The 22,085-nt window shown below is 68.6% G+C and carries 32 protein-coding genes; 4 read left to right on the plus strand and 28 right to left on the minus strand.

The genetic code is table 11. The features are described from left to right. Positions 1-65: 65 nt before the first annotated feature. The 28 genes from OG618_RS16075 to rfbB form a co-directional block, all read right to left on the minus strand. Positions 66-719: an adenylate kinase gene (locus OG618_RS16075; RefSeq protein ID WP_329488117.1), complete on the minus strand. Its 654-nt coding sequence runs from the start codon at positions 717-719 to the stop codon at positions 66-68. Further along, positions 719-2,029: a preprotein translocase subunit SecY gene (gene secY, locus OG618_RS16080; protein WP_329488118.1), complete on the minus strand. Its 1,311-nt coding sequence runs from the start codon at positions 2,027-2,029 to the stop codon at positions 719-721. The genes OG618_RS16075 and secY overlap by 1 nt, the downstream gene beginning before the upstream one ends. Positions 2,030-2,349: 320 nt before the next feature. Continuing rightward, positions 2,350-2,802, minus strand: a complete 453-nt coding sequence (gene rplO / locus OG618_RS16085) for a 50S ribosomal protein L15 (protein ID WP_380382401.1) — start codon at positions 2,800-2,802, stop codon at positions 2,350-2,352. A 2-nt stretch (positions 2,803-2,804) separates the two neighbouring features. Beyond that, a complete protein-coding gene (gene rpmD / locus OG618_RS16090) occupies positions 2,805-2,987 on the minus strand; it encodes a 50S ribosomal protein L30 (protein WP_030300409.1) in 183 nt (60 codons plus the stop codon). After that, complete coding sequence (gene rpsE / locus OG618_RS16095; RefSeq protein WP_030055834.1) at positions 2,987-3,610, minus strand: 30S ribosomal protein S5; 624 nt, start codon at positions 3,608-3,610, stop codon at positions 2,987-2,989. The genes rpmD and rpsE overlap by 1 nt, the downstream gene beginning before the upstream one ends. A 48-nt stretch (positions 3,611-3,658) precedes the next feature. Beyond that, positions 3,659-4,042, minus strand: a complete 384-nt coding sequence (gene rplR / locus OG618_RS16100; RefSeq protein WP_209414075.1) for a 50S ribosomal protein L18 — start codon at positions 4,040-4,042, stop codon at positions 3,659-3,661. A gap of 3 nt (positions 4,043-4,045) precedes the next feature. Further along, entirely contained in the window at positions 4,046-4,585 is a 540-nt protein-coding gene (gene rplF, locus OG618_RS16105; RefSeq protein WP_329488120.1) for a 50S ribosomal protein L6, read from the minus strand. Between the two features lie 22 nt (positions 4,586-4,607). Continuing rightward, a complete protein-coding gene (rpsH, locus tag OG618_RS16110; protein WP_031063036.1) occupies positions 4,608-5,015 on the minus strand; it encodes a 30S ribosomal protein S8 in 408 nt (135 codons plus the stop codon). 274 nt (positions 5,016-5,289) lie between these two features. Further along, positions 5,290-5,475: a type Z 30S ribosomal protein S14 gene (locus OG618_RS16115; RefSeq protein WP_030393303.1), complete on the minus strand. Its 186-nt coding sequence runs from the start codon at positions 5,473-5,475 to the stop codon at positions 5,290-5,292. A gap of 4 nt (positions 5,476-5,479) precedes the next feature. Then, positions 5,480-6,049, minus strand: coding sequence for a 50S ribosomal protein L5 (gene rplE, locus OG618_RS16120; RefSeq protein WP_030300393.1), 570 nt, complete (start codon positions 6,047-6,049; stop codon positions 5,480-5,482). Continuing rightward, a complete protein-coding gene (rplX, locus tag OG618_RS16125) occupies positions 6,049-6,360 on the minus strand; it encodes a 50S ribosomal protein L24 (RefSeq protein ID WP_030055828.1) in 312 nt (103 codons plus the stop codon). The genes rplE and rplX overlap by 1 nt, the downstream gene beginning before the upstream one ends. Before the next feature lie 15 nt (positions 6,361-6,375). Next, positions 6,376-6,747, minus strand: a complete 372-nt coding sequence (gene rplN, locus OG618_RS16130) for a 50S ribosomal protein L14 (RefSeq protein WP_030393301.1) — start codon at positions 6,745-6,747, stop codon at positions 6,376-6,378. Positions 6,748-6,849: 102 nt separating this feature from the next. Beyond that, positions 6,850-7,122 (minus strand): 30S ribosomal protein S17, encoded by a 273-nt coding sequence (gene rpsQ / locus OG618_RS16135; RefSeq protein ID WP_030055826.1) that lies wholly within the window; start codon positions 7,120-7,122, stop codon positions 6,850-6,852. Further along, the gene (rpmC, locus tag OG618_RS16140; protein ID WP_063348970.1) at positions 7,122-7,346 is read right to left on the minus strand and encodes a 50S ribosomal protein L29; all 225 of its coding nucleotides are present in this window, start codon (positions 7,344-7,346) and stop codon (positions 7,122-7,124) included. Before rpmC ends, rpsQ begins: the two co-directional genes overlap by 1 nt. Continuing rightward, positions 7,346-7,765, minus strand: a complete 420-nt coding sequence (gene rplP / locus OG618_RS16145) for a 50S ribosomal protein L16 (protein ID WP_030393299.1) — start codon at positions 7,763-7,765, stop codon at positions 7,346-7,348. Before rplP ends, rpmC begins: the two co-directional genes overlap by 1 nt. A 5-nt stretch (positions 7,766-7,770) precedes the next feature. Next, entirely contained in the window at positions 7,771-8,595 is an 825-nt protein-coding gene (rpsC, locus tag OG618_RS16150) for a 30S ribosomal protein S3 (protein WP_327677868.1), read from the minus strand. Further along, positions 8,595-8,942, minus strand: a complete 348-nt coding sequence (gene rplV, locus OG618_RS16155) for a 50S ribosomal protein L22 (RefSeq protein ID WP_329488124.1) — start codon at positions 8,940-8,942, stop codon at positions 8,595-8,597. The genes rpsC and rplV overlap by 1 nt, the downstream gene beginning before the upstream one ends. 50 nt (positions 8,943-8,992) lie before the next feature. Next, positions 8,993-9,274 (minus strand): 30S ribosomal protein S19, encoded by a 282-nt coding sequence (gene rpsS, locus OG618_RS16160; RefSeq protein WP_030055821.1) that lies wholly within the window; start codon positions 9,272-9,274, stop codon positions 8,993-8,995. Between the two features lie 11 nt (positions 9,275-9,285). Further along, positions 9,286-10,122 (minus strand): 50S ribosomal protein L2, encoded by an 837-nt coding sequence (gene rplB / locus OG618_RS16165; protein WP_327677872.1) that lies wholly within the window; start codon positions 10,120-10,122, stop codon positions 9,286-9,288. Between the two features lie 43 nt (positions 10,123-10,165). Further along, positions 10,166-10,486: a 50S ribosomal protein L23 gene (gene rplW, locus OG618_RS16170; protein ID WP_442906803.1), complete on the minus strand. Its 321-nt coding sequence runs from the start codon at positions 10,484-10,486 to the stop codon at positions 10,166-10,168. Beyond that, complete coding sequence (gene rplD, locus OG618_RS16175) at positions 10,486-11,163, minus strand: 50S ribosomal protein L4 (RefSeq protein ID WP_329488126.1); 678 nt, start codon at positions 11,161-11,163, stop codon at positions 10,486-10,488. Before rplD ends, rplW begins: the two co-directional genes overlap by 1 nt. 4 nt (positions 11,164-11,167) lie before the next feature. Continuing rightward, positions 11,168-11,815 carry a 50S ribosomal protein L3 gene (gene rplC / locus OG618_RS16180; protein WP_327677876.1) on the minus strand — a complete coding sequence of 216 codons (648 nt, stop codon included), beginning with the start codon at positions 11,813-11,815 and terminating at the stop codon, positions 11,168-11,170. A gap of 14 nt (positions 11,816-11,829) precedes the next feature. Then, positions 11,830-12,138: a 30S ribosomal protein S10 gene (gene rpsJ / locus OG618_RS16185; protein ID WP_012785157.1), complete on the minus strand. Its 309-nt coding sequence runs from the start codon at positions 12,136-12,138 to the stop codon at positions 11,830-11,832. A gap of 543 nt (positions 12,139-12,681) precedes the next feature. Further along, the gene (locus OG618_RS16190; RefSeq protein ID WP_329488127.1) at positions 12,682-14,496 is read right to left on the minus strand and encodes a hypothetical protein; all 1,815 of its coding nucleotides are present in this window, start codon (positions 14,494-14,496) and stop codon (positions 12,682-12,684) included. Between the two features lie 280 nt (positions 14,497-14,776). Then, a complete protein-coding gene (locus OG618_RS16195) occupies positions 14,777-15,556 on the minus strand; it encodes a glycosyltransferase family 2 protein (RefSeq protein WP_329488129.1) in 780 nt (259 codons plus the stop codon). After that, complete coding sequence (locus OG618_RS16200) at positions 15,553-15,954, minus strand: DUF2304 domain-containing protein (protein WP_329488130.1); 402 nt, start codon at positions 15,952-15,954, stop codon at positions 15,553-15,555. The genes OG618_RS16195 and OG618_RS16200 overlap by 4 nt, the downstream gene beginning before the upstream one ends. A 107-nt stretch (positions 15,955-16,061) precedes the next feature. Then, positions 16,062-17,378, minus strand: coding sequence for a lipopolysaccharide biosynthesis protein (locus OG618_RS16205; RefSeq protein ID WP_329488131.1), 1,317 nt, complete (start codon positions 17,376-17,378; stop codon positions 16,062-16,064). Beyond that, positions 17,375-18,349: a dTDP-glucose 4,6-dehydratase gene (gene rfbB, locus OG618_RS16210; protein WP_329488132.1), complete on the minus strand. Its 975-nt coding sequence runs from the start codon at positions 18,347-18,349 to the stop codon at positions 17,375-17,377. Before rfbB ends, OG618_RS16205 begins: the two co-directional genes overlap by 4 nt. Before the next feature lie 81 nt (positions 18,350-18,430). Here rfbB and rfbA point away from each other — a divergent pair, with 81 nt between their 5' ends. The 4 genes from rfbA (at position 18,431) to OG618_RS16230 (ending at position 21,985) form a co-directional block, all read left to right on the plus strand. Then, on the plus strand, positions 18,431-19,306 hold the full coding sequence (gene rfbA, locus OG618_RS16215; RefSeq protein WP_329488133.1) for a glucose-1-phosphate thymidylyltransferase RfbA: 876 nt from the start codon (positions 18,431-18,433) through the stop codon (positions 19,304-19,306). After that, positions 19,303-19,902, plus strand: a complete 600-nt coding sequence (rfbC, locus tag OG618_RS16220; RefSeq protein WP_329488135.1) for a dTDP-4-dehydrorhamnose 3,5-epimerase — start codon at positions 19,303-19,305, stop codon at positions 19,900-19,902. The genes rfbA and rfbC overlap by 4 nt, the downstream gene beginning before the upstream one ends. Positions 19,903-20,058: 156 nt before the next feature. Beyond that, entirely contained in the window at positions 20,059-20,961 is a 903-nt protein-coding gene (locus tag OG618_RS16225; RefSeq protein ID WP_329488136.1) for a glycosyltransferase family 2 protein, read from the plus strand. Between the two features lie 67 nt (positions 20,962-21,028). After that, on the plus strand, positions 21,029-21,985 hold the full coding sequence (locus OG618_RS16230) for an NAD-dependent epimerase/dehydratase family protein (protein ID WP_329488137.1): 957 nt from the start codon (positions 21,029-21,031) through the stop codon (positions 21,983-21,985). The last annotated feature ends 100 nt before the right edge of the window (positions 21,986-22,085 follow it).

The raw sequence follows: 22,085 nt of genomic DNA on the forward strand, positions 1-22,085 counted from the left end.
CGACGCCGTACGGCCGCGCTGCCCCGGCGAGGGGCGGCGCGGCCGTACGGCGTCGCTCGGTAATGTCAGTTGTCCTGCTTCAGCGCCTCGATCGCGCGCTGGGTCACCTCGTCCACCTTGCCGAGCGCGGGGATCGTCGCCACCAGGCCCTGCTGGGCGTAGTAGTCGATGATCGGCTCGGTCTCGGTGTGGTAGACCTCCAGCCGCGTCCGCACCTTCTCCTCGGTGTCGTCCGAGCGCTGGTACAGCTCGCCGCCGCACTCGTCGCAGACGCCCTCGGCCTTCGGCGGGTTGTAGTCCACGTGGAACACGTGGCCCCCGTCGTTGCGGCACAGGCGACGGCCGGCGATCCGGCGGACGACCTCGTCCTCGGGAACCTCCAGGTCCAGCACGCCGTCCAGCGCGATGCCCTGCTCGGCCAGGAACTCGTCCAGCGCCTTGGCCTGGCCAAGGTTGCGCGGGAAGCCGTCGAGCAGGAAGCCGTTGCCGGCGTCGGGCTGGAGCATGCGGTCCTTGGCCATCCCGATGGTGACCTCATCCGGTACCAGGCGACCCGCGTCCATGAAGCTCTTGGCCTCGAGCCCCAGCGGGGTGCCCTGACCGATGTTGGCGCGGAACAGGTCGCCGGTGGAGATGTGGGGAATGGACAGGGTCTTGGCGAGCAGGTGCGCCTGAGTACCCTTCCCGGCCCCGGGAGGTCCGACGAGGACGATACGCATCAGCGGAGGAACCCTTCGTAATTGCGCTGCTGGAGCTGGCTCTCGATCTGCTTCACAGTTTCGAGTCCGACGCCGACGACGATGAGAACGCTGGTGCCGCCGAACGGGAAGTTGGTCTGCTGCCCGAAGGCCACCAGGGCGATCATCGGGATCAACGCGATCAGGCCCAGGTAGAGCGAACCCGGCCACGTGATGCGGGTGAGCACGTAGTTCAGGTACTCGGCCGTCGGCCGGCCGGCCCGGATGCCCGGGATGAACCCACCATACTTCTTCATATTGTCGGCAACTTCTTCGGGGTTGAAGGAGATGGCGACGTAGAAGAATGCGAAGAAGACGATCAGCAGGAAGTAGGTGGCCATGTAGACCGGGTGGTCACCCTTGACGAAGTTGGTCCTGATCCACGTCGCCCAGCCGGCCTGGCTGCTGGTCAGCTGGACCACCAGGGCGGGGATGTACAGCAGCGACGAGGCGAAGATGACCGGGATGACACCGGCCTGGTTCACCTTGAGGGGGATGTAGGTCGAGGTGCCGCCGAAGGCGCGGCGCCCGATCATCCGCTTCGCGTACTGCACCGGGATCCGGCGCTGCGCCTGCTCCACGAAGATGACCAGCATCACAACGATGACGCCCACCGCGACCACGGAGAGGAACTCGACCCAGCCGCCGCCGATGGTGCCGGAGGTCTTGATCGCCCACATCGAGCCCGGGAAGCCCGAGGCGATCGAGGTGAAGATGAGGATCGACATGCCGTTGCCGATGCCGCGGTCGGTGATCAGCTCACCCAGCCACATGATGAACGTGGTGCCGGCGGTCATCGTGATCACCATGACGGCGATCCGGAACACCGACTGGTCCGGCACGATCTGGTTGGCGTAGACGCAACCCGAGAACAGCGCGCCGCTGGAGGCCGTCGCCACGATGCCGGTGCCCTGGAGCACGGCGAGCGCGATGGTCAGGTAGCGCGTGTACTGGGTGATCTTCGCGGTACCGGCCTGCCCCTCCTTCTTCAGCGCCTCGAGCCGCGGGATCACGACGGTGAGGAGCTGGAGGATGATGCTGGCCGTGATGTACGGCATGATGCCGAGCGCGAAGATCGTGAGCTGGAGGAGCGCGCCACCACTGAACAGGTTGACGAGCCCGAACAATCCGCTGCTCTTGGTGTCCTTCACACATTCGTTGACAGCTTGGAAGCTGACCCCGGGTACCGGGACGTGGGAGCCCAGCCGGAACAGCACCATGATGCCCAGCGTGAACAGCAGCTTCTTGCGCAGGTCGGGCGTCTGGAACGCCCGCGCGAACGCACTGAGCACGGTGCCTCCTGCGCCTCCCGCGCGTCGTCGGCGGGAGGGTCGGTCCTGAATGGGGAGTTTGCGGTTCGGGCCCCCGTACAGACGGCACAGGCGAGCCTACGCGCAGCCTACAAGGGAACTCCACGGACTCTAACAGTGCGCGGCCGCTCGAAAGAAGCGCGTACGGCCCCTCCCCCACTCACGGGGTACGGGATGCCCGGGTTTGCCACACAAAAGAACGAGGCCCGTACCCACTTGAGTGCGGCTACGGACCACCGGGACAACGCACGAGCCCCGCACCTCCGTGAAGGAGGTGCGGGGCTCGTGGGGAGTCAGCGGGCTCAGACGAGCTCGGTGACGGTACCGCCGGCGGCGGTGATCTTCTCGGCGGCGGAGCCGGAGACGGCGTCGACCGTCACCTGCAGCGCGACCGAGATCTCGCCGGTGCCGAGCACCTTGACGAGGGAGTTCTTGCGAACCGCGCCCTTGGCGATCAGGTCCTCGACAGTGACCTCGCCACCCTGCGGGTAGAGCTCGGCCAGCTTGTCGAGGTTGACAACCTGGAACGTGATCTTGAACGGGTTCTTGAAGCCCTTCAGCTTCGGCAGGCGCATGTGGAGCGGCATCTGGCCACCCTCGAAGCGCTGCGGAACCTGGTAGCGGGCCTTGGTGCCCTTGGTACCACGACCGGCGGTCTTACCCTTGGAGCCCTCACCACGACCGACACGGGTCTTGGCGGTCTTGGCACCCGGGGCGGGACGCAGGTTGTGAACCTTGATCGGCGAGTCGCCCATAATCAGTCCACCTCCTCGACCGTGACGAGGTGACGCACGGTCTGGGCCATCCCGCGGATCTCGGGACGGTCCTCCTTGACGACCACATCGTGCATGCGCTTCAGACCCAGCGAGCGCAGCGTCTCGCGGTGGTTCTGCTTGCTGCCGATGTAGGACTTGGTCTGCGTGATCTTCAGGCGAGCCATCAGGCACTCACCCCTGCAGCACGAGCCCGCAGCAGAGCGGCGGGAGCCACGTCCTCCAGCGGCAGACCACGACGGGCGGCGATCTCCTCGGGGCGCACGAGGCCCTTCAGAGCGGCCACCGTGGCGTGCACGATGTTGATCGCGTTGTCGGAGCCGAGCGACTTCGACAGGATGTCGTGGATACCGGCGCACTCGAGCACGGCACGCACCGGGCCACCGGCGATAACACCGGTACCGGGGGCAGCCGGCTTCAGGAGCACGACGCCGGCAGCCTTCTCGCCCTGGATCGGGTGAGGGATGGTGCCCTGGATACGGGGGACCTTGAAGAAGTTCTTCTTGGCCTCCTCAACACCCTTGGCGATGGCGGCCGGAACCTCCTTCGCCTTCCCGTAACCGACACCTACGGTGCCGTCACCGTCGCCCACCACGACCAGCGCGGTGAAGCTGAAACGACGACCACCCTTGACAACCTTGGCGACACGGTTGATCGCAACGACGCGCTCGACGTAAGCGGTCTTCTCGACGGCGGGGGCATTGCCCCGGTCGTCACGCTTACGGTCACGCCGCTCGCCACCGCCGGTGCCGCCGCCGGCGCCGCTACCGCGGCGCTGGGGTCCAGCCATTGGAATTACCTCTCTCGATTACGTCCGTCGACTGAGCCGACGAGCGGCTTAGAAGTCGAGCCCGGCCTCACGGGCAGCATCGGCCAGAGCGGCGATGCGGCCTGCGTACCGGTTGCCCGCGCGGTCGAAGACGACCGACTCGATGCCGGCGGCCTTGGCGCGCTCGGCGACCAGGCTCCCGACCTTCTTGGCCAGCTCGGTCTTGTCGCCCTCGACGCCCTTGATGGACACGTCGAGGGTGGACGCCGACGCCAGGGTGTGACCCTTGGCGTCGTCGATGACCTGGGCGACCATGTGACGGTTCGAGCGCGTCACAACGAGGCGCGGACGCACCTCGGTGCCGACGACGCGCTTGCGAACGCGGATCGCGCGGCGCTTGCGAGCGGCGCTCTTGTAGGCGTTGCCCTTGCCGATCTTGACAGAGACGCTCATCGCTTACTTACCACTCTTTCCGACCTTGCGGCGGATGACCTCGCCCGCGTACTTGACGCCCTTGGCCTTGTACGGGTCGGGCTTGCGCAGCTTGCGGATCTTCGCGGCGACCTCGCCGACCTTCTGCTTGTCGATGCCGTCCACGTGGAACTTGGTGGCCGACTCGACGACGAAGGTGATGCCCTCCGGGGCCTCGACCAGGATCGGGTGGCTGTAGCCGAGCTGGAACTCCATGTTGGAGCCCTTCGCCAGGACTCGATAGCCAACACCGCTGATCTCCAGCGACTTGCGGTAGCCCGCGGTCACGCCGGTGATCATGTTCGCCACCAGCGTGCGGGAAAGGCCGTGCAGGGCCTTCGACAGACGCTCGTCGTTGGGGCGGGTGACGAGCAGCGTGCCGTCCTCGCCCTTGCCGATCTCGATCGGCGCGGCGACATGGTGGGTGAGGGAGCCCTTGGGGCCCTTCACCGAGACCGCCTGGCCATCGATGGTGACGTCCACGCCGGCGGGAACCGGGATGGGCAGCCGTCCAATGCGCGACATTGCTGTACCTCCGTTTCCCGAATTACCAGACGTAGGCGAGAACTTCTCCGCCTACGCCCTTCTTGGCTGCCTGCTTGTCGGTGAGGAGACCGGAGGACGTGGAGATGATCGCCACGCCCAGGCCGCCGAGCACCTTCGGCAGGTTGGTGGACTTTGCGTAGACCCGCAGGCCCGGCTTGCTGATCCGCTTGATGCCAGCGATCGAGCGCTCACGGTTGGGACCGAACTTGAGCTCGATGGTCAGCTTCTTGCCGACCTCGCCCTCGACGGGCTCCTCAACCTTGTAGGAGGAGATGTACCCCTCCTGCTGCAGGATCTGGGCGACGTGCGCCTTGATCTTGCTGGCCGGCATCGCCACGGAGTCGTGGTACGCCGAGTTAGCGTTACGCAGACGCGTGAGCATGTCTGCGATGGGGTCGGTCATGGTCATGATGGCCTCAGGCCTCTCTCGCCGTGGTTTCTCCGCACCAGGTCCCCCGTGTTCCTGAGGAACACGGGGCACAGGCGCAGGGGACCTGCGACGTAGTAAGTCTGGGTGCGAGCCCTCGAAGAGGGTCAGCGGCCGCTACGGAGCGACCGTGACAGGGGGCCCGACCCCACTACCTTACGGGATTCCGTACGGGAGCCCAAAAACGGGCGATGTGGGATCGGGCACCCTGCTTCGCGTGATGCGACTAGAGCGGTTGCCCTCTAAGGGAAGAGGACTACCAGGAGCTCTTGGTCACGCCCGGCAGCTCGCCGCGGTGCGCCATCTCACGGAGGCACACACGGCAGAGGCCGAACTTGCGGTACACCGAGTGCGGGCGACCGCAGCGCTGGCACCGGGTGTAGGCCCGGACGCCGAACTTCGGCTTCCGCTCGGCCTTTGCGATGAGGGACTTCTTCGCCATTGGCTCACGCCTCCTTGAACGGGAAGCCCAGAGCGCGCAGGAGCGCCCGGCCCTCGTCGTCGGTCTGAGCGGTGGTCACGACGGTGATGTCCATACCGCGCTGACGGTCGACCTTGTCCTGGTCGATCTCGTGGAACATAACCTGCTCGGTCAGACCGAAGGTGTAGTTGCCACGGCCGTCGAACTGCTTGGGGGAGAGACCACGGAAGTCACGGATACGCGGCAGAGCCAGCGACACCAGACGGTCCAGGAACTCCCACATGCGGTCACCACGGAGGGTGACGTGGGTGCCGATCGGCTGGCCCTCGCGCAGCTTGAACTGCGCGATGGACTTACGAGCCTTGGTCACGGCCGGCTTCTGACCGGTGATCGCGGTCAGGTCGCGGATCGCGCCCTCGATCAGCTTGCTGTCACGGGCGGCCTCGCCGACACCCATGTTGACGACGACCTTGACCAGGCCGGGCGTCAGCATGACGTTCTCGTACGAGAACTGCTCCTGCAGCTGACCCTTGATCTCGGAGTTGTAACGCTCCTTGAGACGGGGGGTCACCTTCTCAACAGACGTCTCAGACATCAGATGTCCTCACCGGTTCGCTTGGCAACGCGGATCTTGTTGCCCTCGTCGTCGAAGCGGTAGCCAACGCGGGTGACGACCTTCTTGCCGTCCTTCTCCACGACCAGCTGGACGTTGGAGACGTGCACCGGGGCCTCGACGGTGACAATGCCACCCTGAGTACCCGGGCCCGGCTTGGTGTGCTTCTTGACCCGGTTGACACCCTCGACCAGGACCTTGTTCTCGGCGGGCATGGCCTGGATGACCTTGCCCTGCTTGCCGCGGTCCTTGCCGGTGATGACCTGGACCAGGTCACCCTTCTTGATCTTCATGCTGTTCGCCATGGGTTAGAGCACCTCCGGCGCCAGCGAGATGATCTTCATGAACTTCTTGTCGCGCAGCTCGCGGCCCACCGGGCCGAAGATGCGGGTACCGCGGGGGTCACCATCGGTGTTCTTGAGAACCACGGCGGCGTTCTCGTCGAACCGGATGTACGAACCGTCGGGACGGCGGCGCGACTTCACGGTACGGACGACGACGCACTTGACGACGTCACCCTTCTTGACCGAACCGCCGGGGATCGCGTCCTTGACGGTCGCGACGATGACGTCCCCGATACCGGCGTAGCGGCGACCGGAACCACCGAGAACGCGGATGCAAAGGATTTCCTTCGCGCCCGTGTTGTCGGCGACACGCAGTCGCGACTCCTGCTGGATCACAGCTTTCTCCTGATCGTCAACGAGAGCTGACGGGCCGGCCGCTGCTCACACCGGCGCCCGCGAGGGACCCGTTGCACATACGGCCGTACCACATCGACTTCGTTACTTGGCCTTCTCGAGGATCTCGACGACGCGCCAGCGCTTCGTCGCGGACAGCGGGCGGGTCTCCGCGAGGAGGACCCGGTCGCCGATGCCGCAGGCGTTCGCCTCGTCGTGCGCCTTCAGCTTGTTCGTACGGCGGATGACCTTGCCGTACAGAGCGTGCTTGACGCGGTCCTCGACGGCGACGACGACGGTCTTGTCCATCTTGTCGCTGACGACGAGGCCCTCACGGGTCTTGCGGAAACCGCGCGTCTCGTTGGTGTTCTCAGTCATCAGGCGTTCTCCACCGTCTCGATGCCCAGCTCGCGCTCGCGCATCAGGGTGTAGATCCGCGCGATGTCCTTACGGACGAGCTTGAGCCGTCCGTGGTTGTCGAGCTGCCCGGTCGCCGCCTGGAAGCGGAGGTTGAACAGCTCCTCCTTGGCCTCACGGAGCTTGGCAACGAGACCCTCGTTGTCCAGCTCGCGGAGGTCAGCAGCCTTGGTGCCGGCCGACATCAGCTCTCACCTGCCTCGCGCCGGATGATCCGGCACTTCATCGGGAGCTTGTGAGCTGCGCGGGTCAGCGCCTCACGAGCCACCTTCTCGTTGGGGTACGACAGCTCGAACATGACCCGACCCGGGTGCACGTTCGCGATCCACCACTCGGGCGAACCCTTACCGGAACCCATGCGGGTCTCGGCCGGCTTCTTGGTGAGCGGACGGTCCGGGTAGATGTTGATCCAGACCTTGCCGCCACGCTTGATGTGACGGGTGACGGCGATACGAGCGGACTCGATCTGCCGGTTCGTCACGTAGGCCGGGGTAACGGCCTGGATGCCGTACTCGCCGAAGGCGAGCTCGGTGCCACCCTTGGAGGCGCCGCGGCGCTTCGGGTGGTGCTGCTTGCGGTGCTTGACCCGACGGGGGATCAGCATTTGGGTCAGGCCTCCGTTCCGGTGTTCTCGGCAGCCGGGGTCTCGGCGGCGACCGGGGCCTGAGCCTCGGTGCCGGCGGGACGACGGCCACGGCCACCGCGCTCGCCACCACGGCGCTCGCCACCGCGGGCGGGACGACCACCCTCGGGACGGGCCGGACGGTTGCCCGAGCGGGCAGCGGCGTTCTCAGCGCGGACCTCGGCGATGTTCTTGACGTCGCCCTTGTAGATCCAGACCTTCACGCCGATACGGCCGAAGGTCGTCTTGGCCTCGAAGAAGCCGTAGTCGACGTTCGCGCGCAGGGTGTGCAGCGGCACACGGCCCTCGCGGTAGAACTCCGAACGGCTCATCTCGGCGCCGCCGAGACGACCGGAGCACTGGACCTTGATGCCCTTGGCGCCGGACTTCATGGTGCCCTGCATCGACTTGCGCATGGCACGGCGGAAGGAGACGCGGGAGGACAGCTGCTCCGCGACGCCCTGAGCCACGAGCTGGGCGTCCAGCTCGGGGTTCTTGACCTCGAGGATGTTCAGCTGGACCTGCTTGCCGGTCAGCTTCTCCAGGTCGCCGCGGATGCGGTCGGCCTCGGTGCCACGGCGACCGATGACGATGCCGGGGCGCGCGGTGTGGATGTCGACGCGGACGCGGTCGCGGGTGCGCTCGATCTCAACCTTCGAGATGCCGGCGCGCTCCATGCCCTTCGTCATCATGCGACGAATGGCGACGTCTTCCTTGACGTAGTCCTTGTACAGCTTGTCGGCGTACCAGCGGGACTTGAAGTCCGTGCTGATGCCGAGGCGGAACCCGTGCGGGTTAACCTTCTGGCCCATTACCGGGTCCCTTCCTTGCTGCTGACGACCACGGTGATGTGGCTGGTCCGCTTGCGGATCCGGTAGGCACGGCCCTGGGCACGCGGACGGAACCGCTTCAGGGTCGGGCCCTCGTCAACGTACGCCTCGCTGATGACGAGGTCGTCCACGTTGGAGTGGTTGTAGTTGTGCGCGGCGTTGGCAATGGCGCTGTTGAGCACCTTGCTGACCGGCACGGTAGCGGCCTGCGGAGCGAAACGCAGGACCGCCTGGGCCTCCGTGGCGTTCAGGCCACGGATGAGGTCCACCACGCGGCGGGCCTTCATGGGCGTGACGCGGATGTACCGCGCCTGGGCCCTGGCTTCCATGGTTGTCCCCTTGCTGGTGTAAGTCATTGAGTCGGTAATCTCGCTGGCGACTAGCGACGCTTCGACTTGCGGTCGTCCTTGACGTGACCGCGGAAGGTACGCGTCGGCGCGAACTCGCCGAGCTTGTGGCCGACCATCGACTCGGTGACGAACACCGGGACGTGCTTGCGGCCATCGTGCACCGCGATCGTGTGGCCGAGCATGGCCGGGAAGATCACGGAGCGACGGGACCAGGTCTTGATGACGTTCTGGGTACCCGCCTCGTTCTGAGCGTCCACCTTCTTGAGAAGGTGGCCGTCAATGAAGGGGCCCTTCTTGAGACTGCGCGGCATCTGACCTGCTCCTAGCGCTTCTTGTTGGTCTTGCGGCGGCGCACGATGAGAGCGTCCGACGCCTTCTTCGGGCGACGGGTACGACCCTCCTTCTGGCCCCACGGCGAGACCGGGTGGCGACCACCGGAGGTCTTACCCTCACCACCACCGTGCGGGTGGTCGATCGGGTTCATGGCCACACCACGCACGGTCGGGCGAACGCCCTTCCAGCGCATACGGCCGGCCTTGCCCCAGTTGATGTTCGACTGCTCGGCGTTGCCGACCTCGCCGACGGTCGCGCGGCAGCGCGCGTCGACCAGGCGGATCTCACCGGAGGGCATGCGCAGGTGCGCCATCTTGCCCTCACGCGCCAGCAGCTGGATGCCGGCACCGGCGGAGCGGGCCATCTTGGCACCGCCGCCGGGACGCAGCTCCACCGCGTGGATGGTGGTACCGACCGGGATGTTGCGAAGCGGCAGGTTGTTGCCGGGCTTGATGTCGGCGCCAGGGCCGTTCTCGACCCGGTCGCCCTGCGCGATGCCGCGCGGCGCGATGATGTAGCGCTTCTCGCCGTCCGCGTAGTGCAGGAGCGCGATGCGCGCGGTGCGGTTCGGGTCGTACTCGATGTGCGCGACCTTGGCCGGCACGCCGTCCTTGTCGTGACGACGGAAGTCGATCACGCGGTAGGCGCGCTTGTGACCGCCACCCTGGTGGCGAACGGTGATCCGACCGGCGTTGTTACGGCCGCCCTTGCTGTGCAGGGGGCGAACCAGCGACTTCTCCGGCGTGGACCGCGTGATCTCTACGAAGTCGGCCACGCTGGAGCCACGACGGCCCGGCGTAGTCGGCTTGTACTTGCGGATGCCCATTTGGCTCTCTCGTCCTCGTCCTTATCGACGATCACGATCTCCGTTAGGAGACCGGACCACCGAAGATGTCGATGCGGTTGCCCTCAGCCAGCGTCACGATGGCGCGCTTGGTGTCCTTGCGCTTGCCAAAGCCCGTCTTGGAGCGCTTGCGCTTGCCCTGACGGTTGAGCGTGTTGACGGACTCGACCTTGACCGAGAAGACCGACTCGACGGCCTGCTTGATCTGGGTCTTGTTGGCACCGGGCGACACGACGAACGTGTACTTGTTCTCGTCGAGGAGCGAGTAGCTCTTCTCCGAGATGACCGGCTTCACCAGGACGTCACGGGGGTCCGTGAACGTCTTGCTCGTGATCTCTGCAGCCATCAGGCGGCGCTCCCTTCGAGCTCGCCCTCAGCAGCCACGGCCTTGGCGGACGCGGCGGGACCCGCCACGAAACGCTCGAAGGCGGCCTGGGTGAAGACCACATCGTCGGAGACGAGCACGTCGTAGGTGTTCAGCTGGCCGGCGTCCAGGATGTGCACGTGCGGCAGGTTACGAGCGGACTTGAGGCCCAGCTCGTCCGCGCGCTCGACGACCAGGAGGACGTTCTTGCGCTCGGTGATCTTGCCGAACAGGCTCTTGGCGGCCTTGGTCGACGGCGCCTCGGTCGCGGTCACGTCGGTGATGACGTGGATGCGGTTGTGGCGGGCCCGGTCGGTGAGCGCACCGCGCAGGGCGGCGGCGATCATCTTCTTCGGGGTCCGCTGCGAGTAGTCGCGCGGCACGGGACCGTGCACGACGCCACCGCCGGCGAACTGCGGCGCGCGGGTCGAGCCCTGACGGGCGCGGCCGGTGCCCTTCTGGCGGTACGGCTTCTTGCCGCCACCGCGGACCTCGCCACGCGTCTTGGTCTTGTGGGTGCCCTGACGGGCCGCAGCGAGCTGCGCCACGACGACCTGGTGCATCAGCGGAACGCTGACCTTCGCGTCGAAGATCTCGGCCGGCAGCTCAAGGCTGCCGGTCTTGTCGCCCGAGGGCGACAGGATGTCAATGGTGCTCATATCCTCACAGCCCCTTCGCCGCGGTGCGGACGAGGACGAGGCCGCCGTTCGGGCCCGGGATTGCGCCCTTGATCAGGAGCAGCCCCTTCTCCGCGTCAACGGCATGGATGGTCAGGTTCTGGGTGGTCACGCGCTCGTGGCCCATCCGGCCGGCCATCCGTACGCCCTTGAACACACGACCCGGGGTGGCGCAGCCACCGATCGAGCCGGGCGAGCGGTGCTTGCGCTGCACACCGTGACCGGCGCCGAGGCCCCGGAAGTTGTGGCGCTTCATGACACCGGCGAAGCCCTTGCCCTTGGAGGTGCCGGTCACGTCGACCTTGACACCCGCCTCGAACAGCTCGGCGGTGATCTCCTGGCCCAGCGTGTACTCGGACGCGTCCGTGGTACGCAGCTCGACCAGGTGCCGGCGCGGGGTGACACCGGCCTTGGCGAAGTGACCCGCGAGGGGCTTGTTCACCTTGCGGGGGTCGATCTCGCCGAAGCCGATCTGGACGGCGTCGTAGCCGGCCGGGCTGTCGGCGGTGTGGACCTGGGTCACGACATTGGGCCCAGCCTTGACGACGGTCACCGGAACGATCCGGTTGTTCTCGTCCCAGACCTGGGTCATGCCGAGCTTCTCGCCCAGGATGCCCTTAATCTGCTTAGCCATCTTCGGTGTGCCTCTCAGAGCTTGATCTCGATGTCGACACCAGCCGGCAGGTCGAGACGCATCAGCGAGTCAACCGTCTTCGGCGTGGGGTCGAGGATGTCGATCAGACGCTTGTGAGTGCGCATCTCGAAGTGCTCGCGCGAGTCCTTGTACTTGTGCGGCGAGCGGATGACGCAGTACACGTTCTTCTCAGTGGGCAGCGGCACCGGGCCCGCGACCTGCGCACCAGTGCGAATGACGGTCTCGACGATCTTCTTCGCCGAGGAGTCAATCACCTCGTGGTCGTAGGCCTTGAGCCGGATGCGGATCTTCTGTCCCGCCATGGCTACTCAGTAGTCCTTTGTGTCGTCTGCTGCTTCTACGGCCGGATTCATCCAGGTGGACTGTGTCCGGTGGTGCCTGTGGATGGTTTCCTCCGACCCACGCGGTCGGGCGTGTCGCCCTGTCGCTTGCAAAAAGTCCGCGAAGAGGTTTCCCTCTGCGGATCTTCCTACGGATCGGTGAGGTCTTGCATCCACCAGGCGCCGGATCGAGGCCCCGCCCACGCTTCCCGGAAGATTCCCGTACGTCCGCCCCGCAGCTGCCGCGGTGTCGCCTTCACACCACTGCGTCCACATACCTCACGTGAACACATGAACGGCCATCACGGGAACGACGAGTACATGGGACTCGCTTCCAGTCCTCCCGGCGGGAGGCGCGTAGCATCGGCACTCAACCGAGCAACTTGGACATACTGCCACATGGAGCAGCGACAAAGCCAATCGGGGCCGGCGGGGATCTCCCCCGCCGGCCCCGATGGGGTCCGTCCCGGTCAACCGGCGCGTCCGGTCACCCGGTGCGCCCGGTCCACCGGCGCGTCCGGTCGCTCAGCGCTTGCGCCAGATCATCCAGCCCTGCTGCTTGTTGGTCCGCTCCACGTACCACTCGTCCGGATGTTCCTTCCAGTAGGACTCCGGCGCCTTCCCCTCCTCGGCGAGCGGGGTGACCATCGCGGTCGCCGCGGCCGGGACGGGCTGCCAGCGCGGGTCCAGGTACCAGACCCGGCCGTCGTAGACCTCGAAGGCCTGGGCCATCCGCAGGCTGCCGTCGAGGTCCCAGGCGAGCACCAGGTTGTCCTTGGGCTTGATCCCGGCGGCCTTGGTGAAGCCCGTCGCGAGCGGCTTGCGCCAGTCCGAGTGCGGGTAGGCGACCTGCTCGGTGATGGTCGCGGTGGCGAACCCGGCGAACAGCGCGAGCGAGAGGCCGACCGCCCAGAGCACCCGGCGCCCGCCGGCCACCAGCATCAGGGCGACGGCGCCGAGGATGATGAACGCCGCGGCGGTCGAGCGCATCATGTTCAGCCTGGACCAGTCGGCGGCCAGGAAGGTCACGTCCGGCATGCCCCAGCCGATGAAGACCTGGGTGTGGAGCAGCTTGCCGGCGGACCAGATCACCAGCTTGGCGAGGACGAGGGTGAGCGCCACCGAGCCCGCCACCGTCAGGACGACGTTGCGCAGGCTGAACCGGGCGAGCACCGCGACCCCGGCCACGAAGGCCACCGGGACGAGGTAGGCCACGTAGCGGGCGTAGACCCAGTTGTCGATGCGGGCGTCGTCCGGCAGGGCGGCGGCCGAGGCGAGCGCGGTGCCGACCAGCAGGGCCACCATCACGCCGCCGACGATCCGGTGCGGGCGCGGGAAGCGGCCGCTGAACAGCGCGAACAGGCAGACCACGACCGCCAGGCCGCCGATCCCCCAGGTGGAGACGATGAAGTACCAGATCTGCCCGGTGGTCCTGGTCAGCGTGCGCTGCAGGATGTCGGGGTTCTTCAGGCCGTCGATCAGGTAGCTGCCGACCTTGCTCGGCTCGACGGTGAACTGGCGGTCGAGCCACCAGGACAGCGCCTTGGCGCCGACCGAACCGACGGCGAGCGCGCCCAGGCCGACCAGCGTGGTGCGCCACGGGGCCCAGCGCAGCACCAGGACGCCGACGAGGACCACTCCGGTGAGCGCCACCACGACACCGCCGCGGTCGTGCGTGGCCATCGTGTACGCGGCGGCCGCGCCGGTGCCGGCCGCGTACCAGTAGCGGTGCTTGACCGGGCCCTCGCTCAGCCAGCCGTGCATGCAGAGCAGCCAGGCCAGGATCAGCACCGGCAGCACGGTGTCCGACATGACGAACTCGGAGTAGAAGATCACCGGCGGCAGCAGCGCGGTGGCCCCCGCGAAGACGTACGCCAGCAGCCGGCGCAGACCGAGCCGGCGCAGCGCCAGGTAGGCCAGCGGGAAGACCAGCGCGTTCAGCAGCGCGTTGATCCCCATGATCAGGTGATAGGCCGTGACCGGGTCGTCGGCGATCCGGAACGCCGGGGAGATCAGCAGCGGGTAGCCGCCCGGGATCACCACGCCGACCGGCATCTCGGTGGTCGGCCGGCCGGCCAGCACGCGGGCCAGCACCAGGTACCCGTCCTCGTCCGCGTGGACGGAGGGGTAGCTCATGTGCCGGACGAGGACGAGCCGGAAGAGCACCTCCGCGGCGTACCCGGCCACCAGTGCGGCCGGCCAGAACCAGCGCCGCCCGCGGGCCTCCTCGAACCGCCGCACCGCCCGGGCCGCCAGACCCGCCGAGCGCGAGGCGCCGACCCGTCTCGTCCCCTGGACACCGTCCAGCTGCTCGTCGACGGTCTCTGCTGAAGTCTGCACTGAACTCCGACTCTTCCCCTGGTAGCCCGGCTCTGAGGTGGATCCGGCAGGCCGCCCGGCCCGTTCGATGGTGGAGGTCACGCTAACAACTCGCGGAGGGCCCGTGCCCGGGCGCCCCGGTCCGCGGCACGTGCCGGGACCTCACCGCTGCGGTGGACCCGGCACCCATAGCACACTCCGCGCCGCGCTCAGCCTAGCGGCACGCGGCGGAGGTGCCCCGACGACCACCGGCGGCCGGCCCGTGGGGCCGACCGCCGGAGTCGTGTCGATCGCGGTACCGCTAGGCCTTGCCGACCAGCTCGCGCCGGTTCGCCGCCGCCGTGCGGGTGGCGGGCTCGATGGTCTTCAGGTGCTTGGGCATCCGGCGGATCATCGCGAGCAGGAGCACCAGGCCGGCGCGGGCCAGGTAGATCGTCGCCTTGATCGGGGAGGCGCTGGGCGTACCGGTGGTCCGCTCGCGCATCGCCACCGGGACCTGCCGGATGACGAAGCCGCAGCGGGCGGCGCCGACCATGCTCTCGATGGTGTCGCCCAGGTACTCGACCGGGTACCACTGCGAGAAGAACTCGATCATCGGCTTGTTGCAGGCCTTGAAGCCCGAGGTGGTGTCGGTGAGGCGGGTCCGGGTGACCCTCGACAGCACCACCGAGAGCAGCTTCATCGCCCAGCTGCGCGGGCCGCGCACCTTGTAGCTGCCCTGGCCGGCGAACCGGGCGCCGATGACCAGGTCGGCCTCCTGGAGCTTCTCCAGCAGCGCCGGCACGTACGCGGGGTCGTGCTGGCCGTCGGCGTCGCACTGGATGGCGACGTCGTAGCCGTGCAGGTGCGCGTAGCGGTAGCCGAACCGCATGGCGCCGCCGACACCGAGGTTGTACGGCAGCTGCGCGACCCGGGAGCCGGCCGCGGCGGCCACGGCGGCGGTGTTGTCCACGGAGCCGTCGTCGACCACCAGGGTGTCCACGCCGGGGAGCTTCTGCTGGATCTCGTGGAGGATCTTGGGCAGACCCTCCGCCTCGTTCCAGGCGGGGAGGATGATCAGAACCCGCTTGCCGTCGATCATGCCGTCACCCCGGAGTCCGTCGCCTTGCCGGCGTCGTTGCTGCTGCGTGCGATCGGGTACCCGTGGTGCTCGGCCAGGTGGGCCCGCATCATGGCGACGTCCTCGGCCAGGGTCCGGGTCTCCGCCTCCAGCCGGGAGGCCTCCCAGCTCAGGTGCAGCGAGACCATCAGGACCAGGACGAAGCCCGCGAAGAGCACGAGGCTCACGCCGGAGGCGATGCCGAGCCGGCGGGCGGTCGAGTCGAGGATCGTCGGGAAGAACCCGAGCGGCGCCACGACGACGCCGATCGCGAGCCAGATAGCCGCGTACTTCTCCCGGAGCTGCTGTCGGCGCAGCAACTCCAGGATGTAGACGAGCACCAGCACGCCGGTGATCGAAGTGATGACGGTGAGATGCACGACTGGAGGCGCCTTTCAGCGGCAGTGGCGTGGCCAAGGGTAATCACATATTAAAGGCGCGGCGTGAACGTCCCGCCGCCGCCGGCTGTGGGCCCGGCGAACGGGCGTCATACCTCCGACGACTGGTGTGCCGCCAGTGGTGCCCGGTGTTCCGCCACGGGCCGGGCCGGGGCGGACAGCGAGCGGGCCAGCGCCCACAGCATGGCAGCAGCGCTGACCGCCGCACCAGCCAGGTAGGCGAGTTCGACCCTGGTGGCGATCGCCCCGGGTACCAGGGTGACGGCCACCAGCACCACGGAACCGGCCAGCCAGGAGAGCAGCTGGCGCTGGTGGCGCCCGAGCGCGAGCAGGGCCTGGCCGAAGACGGTCGCCAGCATGTAGCAGAGCGTGCCGAGGGCCAGCCAGAGGAAGTCCACCGAACCCAGCACGTCCTGCGCCTTGAAGAACAGCCGGATCGCCCAGGGGCCGAGGATCACCGTCGGCAGGCCGGCCGCGGCGCTCATCAGCACCACGATGCCGCCGGTGCGCAGCAGGACCTTGCGGAACTCCCCGTGGTTGCCGGCCGCGGCGGCGCCGGAGAGCGAGGAGACCAGGGAGGCCTGGATCGCCGCGTAGGCGAAGAGCGGCACCCGGGCCAGCACCACGGCGTTCAGCAGGGCGGCGATCAGCGCCTTGGAGGACGGCGAGAGCACGCCGACGCTGACCACGGCCGCGTTGACCATCAGCTGGGCCAGCAGCGTCGAACCGGTCAGCAGGCCGAGCCCGGTGACGACGTCGCGCCAGACCGGGGCCGGACCGCCGCGCCGGTCCGCGAGGACCGAACGCATCCCGATCGCCGAGGCGGCGAGCGGTGCGGCGACCAGGATCAGCGCGAACGCGAACGCGGAGTGCGCGCCGAACACCGGGATCAGCGCGGCGAGCCCGATCCGCAGCCCGCCGTCGACGGCGAGCTGCATGCCGTACGCGCCGAAGTTGCCCAGGCCGGCCAGTGCCCCGCGGGCCACCGAGCTCACGGCCAGGCCGACCAGGGCGCCGCCCAGGCCGGCCACCAGGCCGAGGTCGCCGGAGAAGAAGCGGTCCGCGATCGGCCGGGCGGCGGCCGCGATCACGGCCAGCACCGCCACCAGGACCCCGGCGGTGACCAGCAGGACCCGCCGGATCGCCGGTCCGGGGCCCTGTCCCGCCACGTCACGGGCGGCCACCAGGCGGGTCAGCTCCAGCTCGACCGGAGAGAACAGCCCGTACCCGACGGACATGACCACGGTCCAGAGCATCGAGACGCCGGCGACCTGGGTGGTGTCCAAGCTGTGCCCGGCCAGGGCCAGGAAGATGTACGAGGAGACACCGAGGACCACGGTGCCCCCCGCGACGAGCCGCACACCGGGGGGCAGCGCCCCCAGCAGCTTGGCCACCGGGTTCGTCATCGCAGGGTGGCCTTGGCCTTCAGCGGCTCCCACCAGGCGCGGTTCTCGCGGTACCAGGCGATGGTGGCGGCGAGGCCGTCCTCGAAGCGGACCTGCGGGGCGTAGCCGAGCTCCTCGCTGATCTTGGTGATGTCCAGCGAGTAGCGCAGGTCGTGGCCCTTGCGGTCGGCGACCGGCTCGACCATCGACCAGTCGGCGCCGGCGGCCTGGAGCAGCAGCTCGGTGAGCTCCTTGTTGGTGATCTCGGTGCCGCCGCCGATGTTGTAGACCTCGCCGGAGCGGCCCTTGCGCATGGCCAGCTCGATGCCGCGGCAGTGGTCGGAGACGTGCAGCCAGTCCCGGATGTTGCCGCCGGTGCCGTAGAGCGGCACCTTCCTGCCGTCCAGCAGGTTGGTGGTGAACAGCGGGATGACCTTCTCCGGGAACTGGTAGTGCCCGTAGTTGTTGGAGCAGCGGGTGACCACCACGTCCATGCCGTGGGTGCGGTGGTAGGCGAGCGCCAGCAGGTCCGAGCCGGCCTTCGAGGCCGAGTACGGGGAGTTGGGCGCCAGCGGCCACTCCTCGGTCCACGAGCCCTCGGAGATGGAGCCGTAGACCTCGTCGGTGGAGACGTGGACGAAGCGGCCGACGCCGTGCTTCTTGGCCGAGTCCAGCAGCACCTGGGTGCCCAGGACGTTGGTGACCACGAACGGGCCGGCGCCCTCGATGGAGCGGTCCACGTGCGACTCGGCCGCGAAGTGGACGACCACGTCGTGGCCGGGCATGACCTGGTCGACGGCCTCCGCGTCACAGATGTCGCCACGCACGAAGGAGTAGCCGCTGTGACCGGCGACGGGCGCCAGGTTGGCCTCGACGCCCGAGTAGGTGAGCTTGTCGAAGACGGTGATCTGATCCGTTGCGTCGGCGCCGAGCAGCTGGCGGACGAACTCTGAACCGATGAAGCCGGCGCCGCCGGTGACGAGGATGCGCATAGTGCGGGCAGTCTACCGGTGTGCCCCGGGGCCCTCGCCCCGGGTCAGCGGCGGGCTCCGAACCTCACATAAGCTGCGCGCATGCGTGGAATCCTCTTGGCGGGCGGCACCGGGTCACGACTGTGGCCGCTGACCCGAGCAGTCTCGAAGCAGCTCCTCCCCGTCTTCGACAAGCCGATGATCTACTACCCGCTGTCGACCCTGGTCATGGCGGGCATCAGCGAGATCCTGATCATTACCACCCCGCAGGACCAGGAGCAGTTCCAGCGGCTGCTCGGCGACGGCTCCCAGTTCGGCCTCAAGCTGGAGTACGCCGTCCAGGAGAAGCCGGAGGGCATCGCCCAGGCCTTCGTGCTCGGCGCCGACTTCATCGGTGACGAGCCCGTCGCGCTGATCCTCGGCGACAACATCTTCCACGGCAGCGGCCTCGGCACCCGGCTCGCGCAGCGCACCGCGCCGCAGGGCGGCATGGTGTTCGCCTACCCGGTCGCCGACCCGACCGCGTACGGCGTGGTGGAGTTCGACGACAACGGCCAGGTCATCTCCATCGAGGAGAAGCCCACCCAGCCCAAGTCCCGCTACGCGGTGCCCGGCCTGTACTTCTACGACAACCGCGTGGTCAAGATCGCGGCCGGCCTGCGCCCGAGCGCGCGCGGCGAGCTGGAGATCACCGCGGTCAACGAGGAGTACCTCAAGACCGGTGAGCTGCACGTCACCATCCTCGACCGCGGTACCGCCTGGCTCGACACCGGCACGTTCGTGTCGATGGTGCAGGCCTCCGAGTTCGTCCGGGTCATCGAGGAGCGCCAGGGCTTCAAGATCGGCTGCATCGAGGAGGCGGCCTGGCGGGCCGGCCTGATCGACGACGCGCAGCTGCGCGAGCTGGCCGAGCCGCTGTGCAAGAGCGGCTACGGCGACTACCTGATCGCGCTGCTCGAAGAGGAGGCGGCCCGGTGAAGTTCCGTGAGCTCTCGATCCCCGGCGCCTTCGAGGTCACCCCGCAGCAGCACGGCGACCCGCGCGGCCTGTTCATGGAGTGGTACCGCTTCGACCGGCTCGAAGAGGTGGTCGGCCACCCGCTGAAGTTCGCCCAGGGCAACCTGTCGGTGTCCGCCAAGGACGTCGTGCGCGGCATCCACTTCGCCGACGTCCCGCCCGGCCAGGCCAAGTACGTCAGCTGCGTGCGCGGCGCCGTGCTCGACGTGATCGTGGACCTGCGGGTGGGCTCCCCCGCCTTCGGCCGCTGGGAGTTCGTCCGGCTGGACGACGCCGAGCGCAGGTCGGTCTACATCCCCGAGGGCCTCGGCCACGGTTTCTGCGCGCTGACCGACGACGCCACGCTGTCCTACGTCTGCTCCGAGACCTACAACCCGACCGGTGAGCACGCGGTGCACCCGCTGGACCCGGACCTCGGGATCGAGTGGCCCACCGACGCCCCGCAGCTGTCCGCCCGGGACGACGCCGCGCCCTCGCTGGCCGAGGCGCTCGCCACCGGCCTGCTGCCGGACTACGAGAAGTGCCTCGCCTTCACCGAGAGCCTGCGCACCCGCTGAACCGCCCGATGCCCGGGCCCGCCGCCCTCCGGCGCGGGCCCGGGCATCGTCGTCCGCCCCGGCGGGAGCCGCCGACCGGCTCAGTATGATGGGCCCGCCGCGGGGTCCTCGCCCCGCACCCGGCCCCGACTCAGACCAGCGGATGTGCCCTCCACCATGACCACTCTGGAAATCCTGCTTCCGTACTACGGCGACGTCGCGCTGATGCAGGCCGCGGTCCGCAGCGTGCTGGCGCAGAGCGATCCCGACTGGCGGCTGACCGTCGTCGACGACGGCCGGGAGCCCGGCGTCCCGGAGTGGTTCGCCGAGCTCGGCGACCCGCGGGTGCGGTACTTCCGGAACGAGCAGAACCTCGGCGTCACCGGCAACTACCGCAAGTGCCTGGGCATGGCCGAGTACGAGTACATGATGTTCATGGGCACCGACGACATCATGCTGCCCAACTACGTCGCCACCATCCGCTCGATCCTGGCCCAGTACCCCGGCGTCGCGATGATCCAGCCGGGCGTCCAGGTGATCGACGGCGACGGGAAGCCGACCAGCTCGCTGGCCGACGAGGCCAAGCGCCGGATCTACGCGCCCAAGCAGCAGGGCCGCACCCTGCGGGGCGGCGAGGAGCTCGCGGTCAGCCTGCTCAAGGGCAACTGGCTGTACTTCCCGTCGATCTGCTGGCGCACCGAGGCCGTGCGGACCACCGGTTTCCGCGACAACCTGGAGATCATCCAGGACCTCGCGCTCGTCATCGACCTGCTCCAGGCCGGCGAGCACATGGTCGTCGACGACGTCCGGGCGTTCCAGTACCGCCGACACACCGTCAGCATCTCCTCGAAGTCCGCCTACAGCGGCACCCGGTTCACCGAGGCCCGCCGGTACTTCCTGGACGCCGCCGACCGCCTGGACGCGCACGGCTGGCCGCGGGCCGCCAAGGCCTCCCGGATGCACCTCTCGGCCCGGATCCACGCCCTCACCCTGGTCCCGGGCGCGATGCGCGCCGGCCAGTGGGACGGGGCGAAGGCCCTGCTGCGCAACGCCACCAGCACCGCCGCCCGCCCCCGCTGACCCAGCCGCCACCGTCCCGGGCCCGTCACCGCCCCGGGCCCATCACCGCCCCAGGGAGTCACCGCACATGACCGCACCGCACCCGGCCCCCTCCCGGGTCGCCGTCCTCGGCGGCACCGGCTTCATCGGCCGCGTGGTCGGCGCCCGCCTGCTGGAGCAGGGCGCCGAGGTCGTCAGCCTCGCCCGCAAGGCCCCGGCCGTGCCGGCGCCCGGCCGGTTCGTCGCCTTCGACATCTCCTCCGACGCCGCCGCCGACCTCACCGCGCTGCTCGACCGCGAGCGGATCGACACCGTCGTCAACGCGGCCGGCGGCATGTGGGGCCTGAACGACGAGCAGATGTACCAGGCCAACGTGGTCCTGGTGGATCGCCTGATCGAGGCCGTCTGCGCGATGGCCTCCCCCGCCCGCCTGGTCCACCTCGGCACCGTGCACGAGTACGGCATGGCGCCGGTCGGCACCAGCCAGCGCGAGAGCGACCCCGCCGCGCCGGTGATGGAGTACGGCAAGCTCAAGCTCACCGCCACCGAGGCCGTCGTCCGCGCCGTCGAAGCCGGCCGGCTGGACGCGGTGTCGCTGCGGCTCGGCAACGTGGTCGGCGCCGGCCAGCCCGGTCACAGCCTGCTCGGTGTGATGGCCGCCAAGCTGGACGCCGCCCGCCGGGCCGGCGAGACCGCTCAGCTCTCGCTGCAGCCGCTCACCGCCCAGCGCGACTTCGTCGACCTCGGCGACACCCTGGACGCCGTGCTGCTCGCCGCCGTCCGCCCGGACGTGCCGCCGGTGGTCAACATCGGCACCGGCGCCGCGTCCTCCGCCCGGCTGCTGGTCGAGCTGCTGATCGAGGAGAGCGGGGTGCCCACCGAGATCACCGAGGTCCCCGCGCCGGACGGCACCGGCCCGGAGACGGAGTGGCAGCAGCTCGACATCACCGTCGCCCGCGAGCGGCTCGGCTGGGAGCCCCGGCGGACCCTGCGCGAGGCCGTCCGCGACCTCTGGGAGGCCCAGATCGCCGCTCCGCAGGCGTAGGGCCCCGGCCCGCGTCCGACGAGCACCGCACGCCGCCACGGGGCGGCGTCCGCGACGACCGCGGGCGCCGCCCGGCCGATCCGCCGGGGGAGCCATCAGC

Origin of the sequence: Kitasatospora sp. NBC_01246, assembly GCF_036226505.1 — a bacterium.
Lineage (GTDB): Bacteria > Actinomycetota > Actinomycetes > Streptomycetales > Streptomycetaceae > Kitasatospora.

Coding starts and splice junctions, on each gene's coding strand:
- rpsE (WP_030055834.1), bottom strand. CDS start 3,610: ATGGCTGGACCCCAGCGCCGCGGTAGCGGCGCCGGCGGCGGCACCGGC.
- OG618_RS16075 (WP_329488117.1), bottom strand. CDS start 719: ATGCGTATCGTCCTCGTCGGACCTCCCGGGGCCGGGAAGGGTACTCAG.
- rplR (WP_209414075.1), bottom strand. CDS start 4,042: ATGAGCGTCTCTGTCAAGATCGGCAAGGGCAACGCCTACAAGAGCGCC.
- rplX (WP_030055828.1), bottom strand. CDS start 6,360: ATGAAGATCAAGAAGGGTGACCTGGTCCAGGTCATCACCGGCAAGGAC.
- rpsH (WP_031063036.1), bottom strand. CDS start 5,015: ATGACCATGACCGACCCCATCGCAGACATGCTCACGCGTCTGCGTAAC.
- OG618_RS16115 (WP_030393303.1), bottom strand. CDS start 5,475: ATGGCGAAGAAGTCCCTCATCGCAAAGGCCGAGCGGAAGCCGAAGTTC.
- rplO (WP_380382401.1), bottom strand. CDS start 2,802: ATGGGCGACTCGCCGATCAAGGTTCACAACCTGCGTCCCGCCCCGGGT.
- rpmC (WP_063348970.1), bottom strand. CDS start 7,346: ATGTCGGCCGGCACCAAGGCTGCTGACCTCCGCGAGCTGGACAACGAG.
- rpsJ (WP_012785157.1), bottom strand. CDS start 12,138: ATGGCGGGACAGAAGATCCGCATCCGGCTCAAGGCCTACGACCACGAG.
- rpmD (WP_030300409.1), bottom strand. CDS start 2,987: ATGGCTCGCCTGAAGATCACGCAGACCAAGTCCTACATCGGCAGCAAG.
- OG618_RS16205 (WP_329488131.1), bottom strand. CDS start 17,378: ATGACGAACCCGGTGGCCAAGCTGCTGGGGGCGCTGCCCCCCGGTGTG.
- rpsS (WP_030055821.1), bottom strand. CDS start 9,274: ATGCCGCGCAGTCTCAAGAAGGGCCCCTTCATTGACGGCCACCTTCTC.
- rplB (WP_327677872.1), bottom strand. CDS start 10,122: ATGGGCATCCGCAAGTACAAGCCGACTACGCCGGGCCGTCGTGGCTCC.
- rfbB (WP_329488132.1), bottom strand. CDS start 18,349: ATGCGCATCCTCGTCACCGGCGGCGCCGGCTTCATCGGTTCAGAGTTC.
- rpsQ (WP_030055826.1), bottom strand. CDS start 7,122: ATGACTGAGAACACCAACGAGACGCGCGGTTTCCGCAAGACCCGTGAG.
- rplW (WP_442906803.1), bottom strand. CDS start 10,486: ATGGCTGCAGAGATCACGAGCAAGACGTTCACGGACCCCCGTGACGTC.
- OG618_RS16230 (WP_329488137.1), top strand. CDS start 21,029: ATGACCGCACCGCACCCGGCCCCCTCCCGGGTCGCCGTCCTCGGCGGC.
- rplV (WP_329488124.1), bottom strand. CDS start 8,942: ATGGAAGCCAGGGCCCAGGCGCGGTACATCCGCGTCACGCCCATGAAG.
- rplC (WP_327677876.1), bottom strand. CDS start 11,815: ATGGCTAAGCAGATTAAGGGCATCCTGGGCGAGAAGCTCGGCATGACC.
- rplD (WP_329488126.1), bottom strand. CDS start 11,163: ATGAGCACCATTGACATCCTGTCGCCCTCGGGCGACAAGACCGGCAGC.
- rpsC (WP_327677868.1), bottom strand. CDS start 8,595: ATGGGCCAGAAGGTTAACCCGCACGGGTTCCGCCTCGGCATCAGCACG.
- OG618_RS16225 (WP_329488136.1), top strand. CDS start 20,059: ATGACCACTCTGGAAATCCTGCTTCCGTACTACGGCGACGTCGCGCTG.
- rfbA (WP_329488133.1), top strand. CDS start 18,431: ATGCGTGGAATCCTCTTGGCGGGCGGCACCGGGTCACGACTGTGGCCG.
- rplP (WP_030393299.1), bottom strand. CDS start 7,765: ATGCTGATCCCCCGTCGGGTCAAGCACCGCAAGCAGCACCACCCGAAG.
- rplF (WP_329488120.1), bottom strand. CDS start 4,585: ATGTCGCGCATTGGACGGCTGCCCATCCCGGTTCCCGCCGGCGTGGAC.
- OG618_RS16195 (WP_329488129.1), bottom strand. CDS start 15,556: ATGATCGACGGCAAGCGGGTTCTGATCATCCTCCCCGCCTGGAACGAG.
- rplE (WP_030300393.1), bottom strand. CDS start 6,049: ATGTCTGAGACGTCTGTTGAGAAGGTGACCCCCCGTCTCAAGGAGCGT.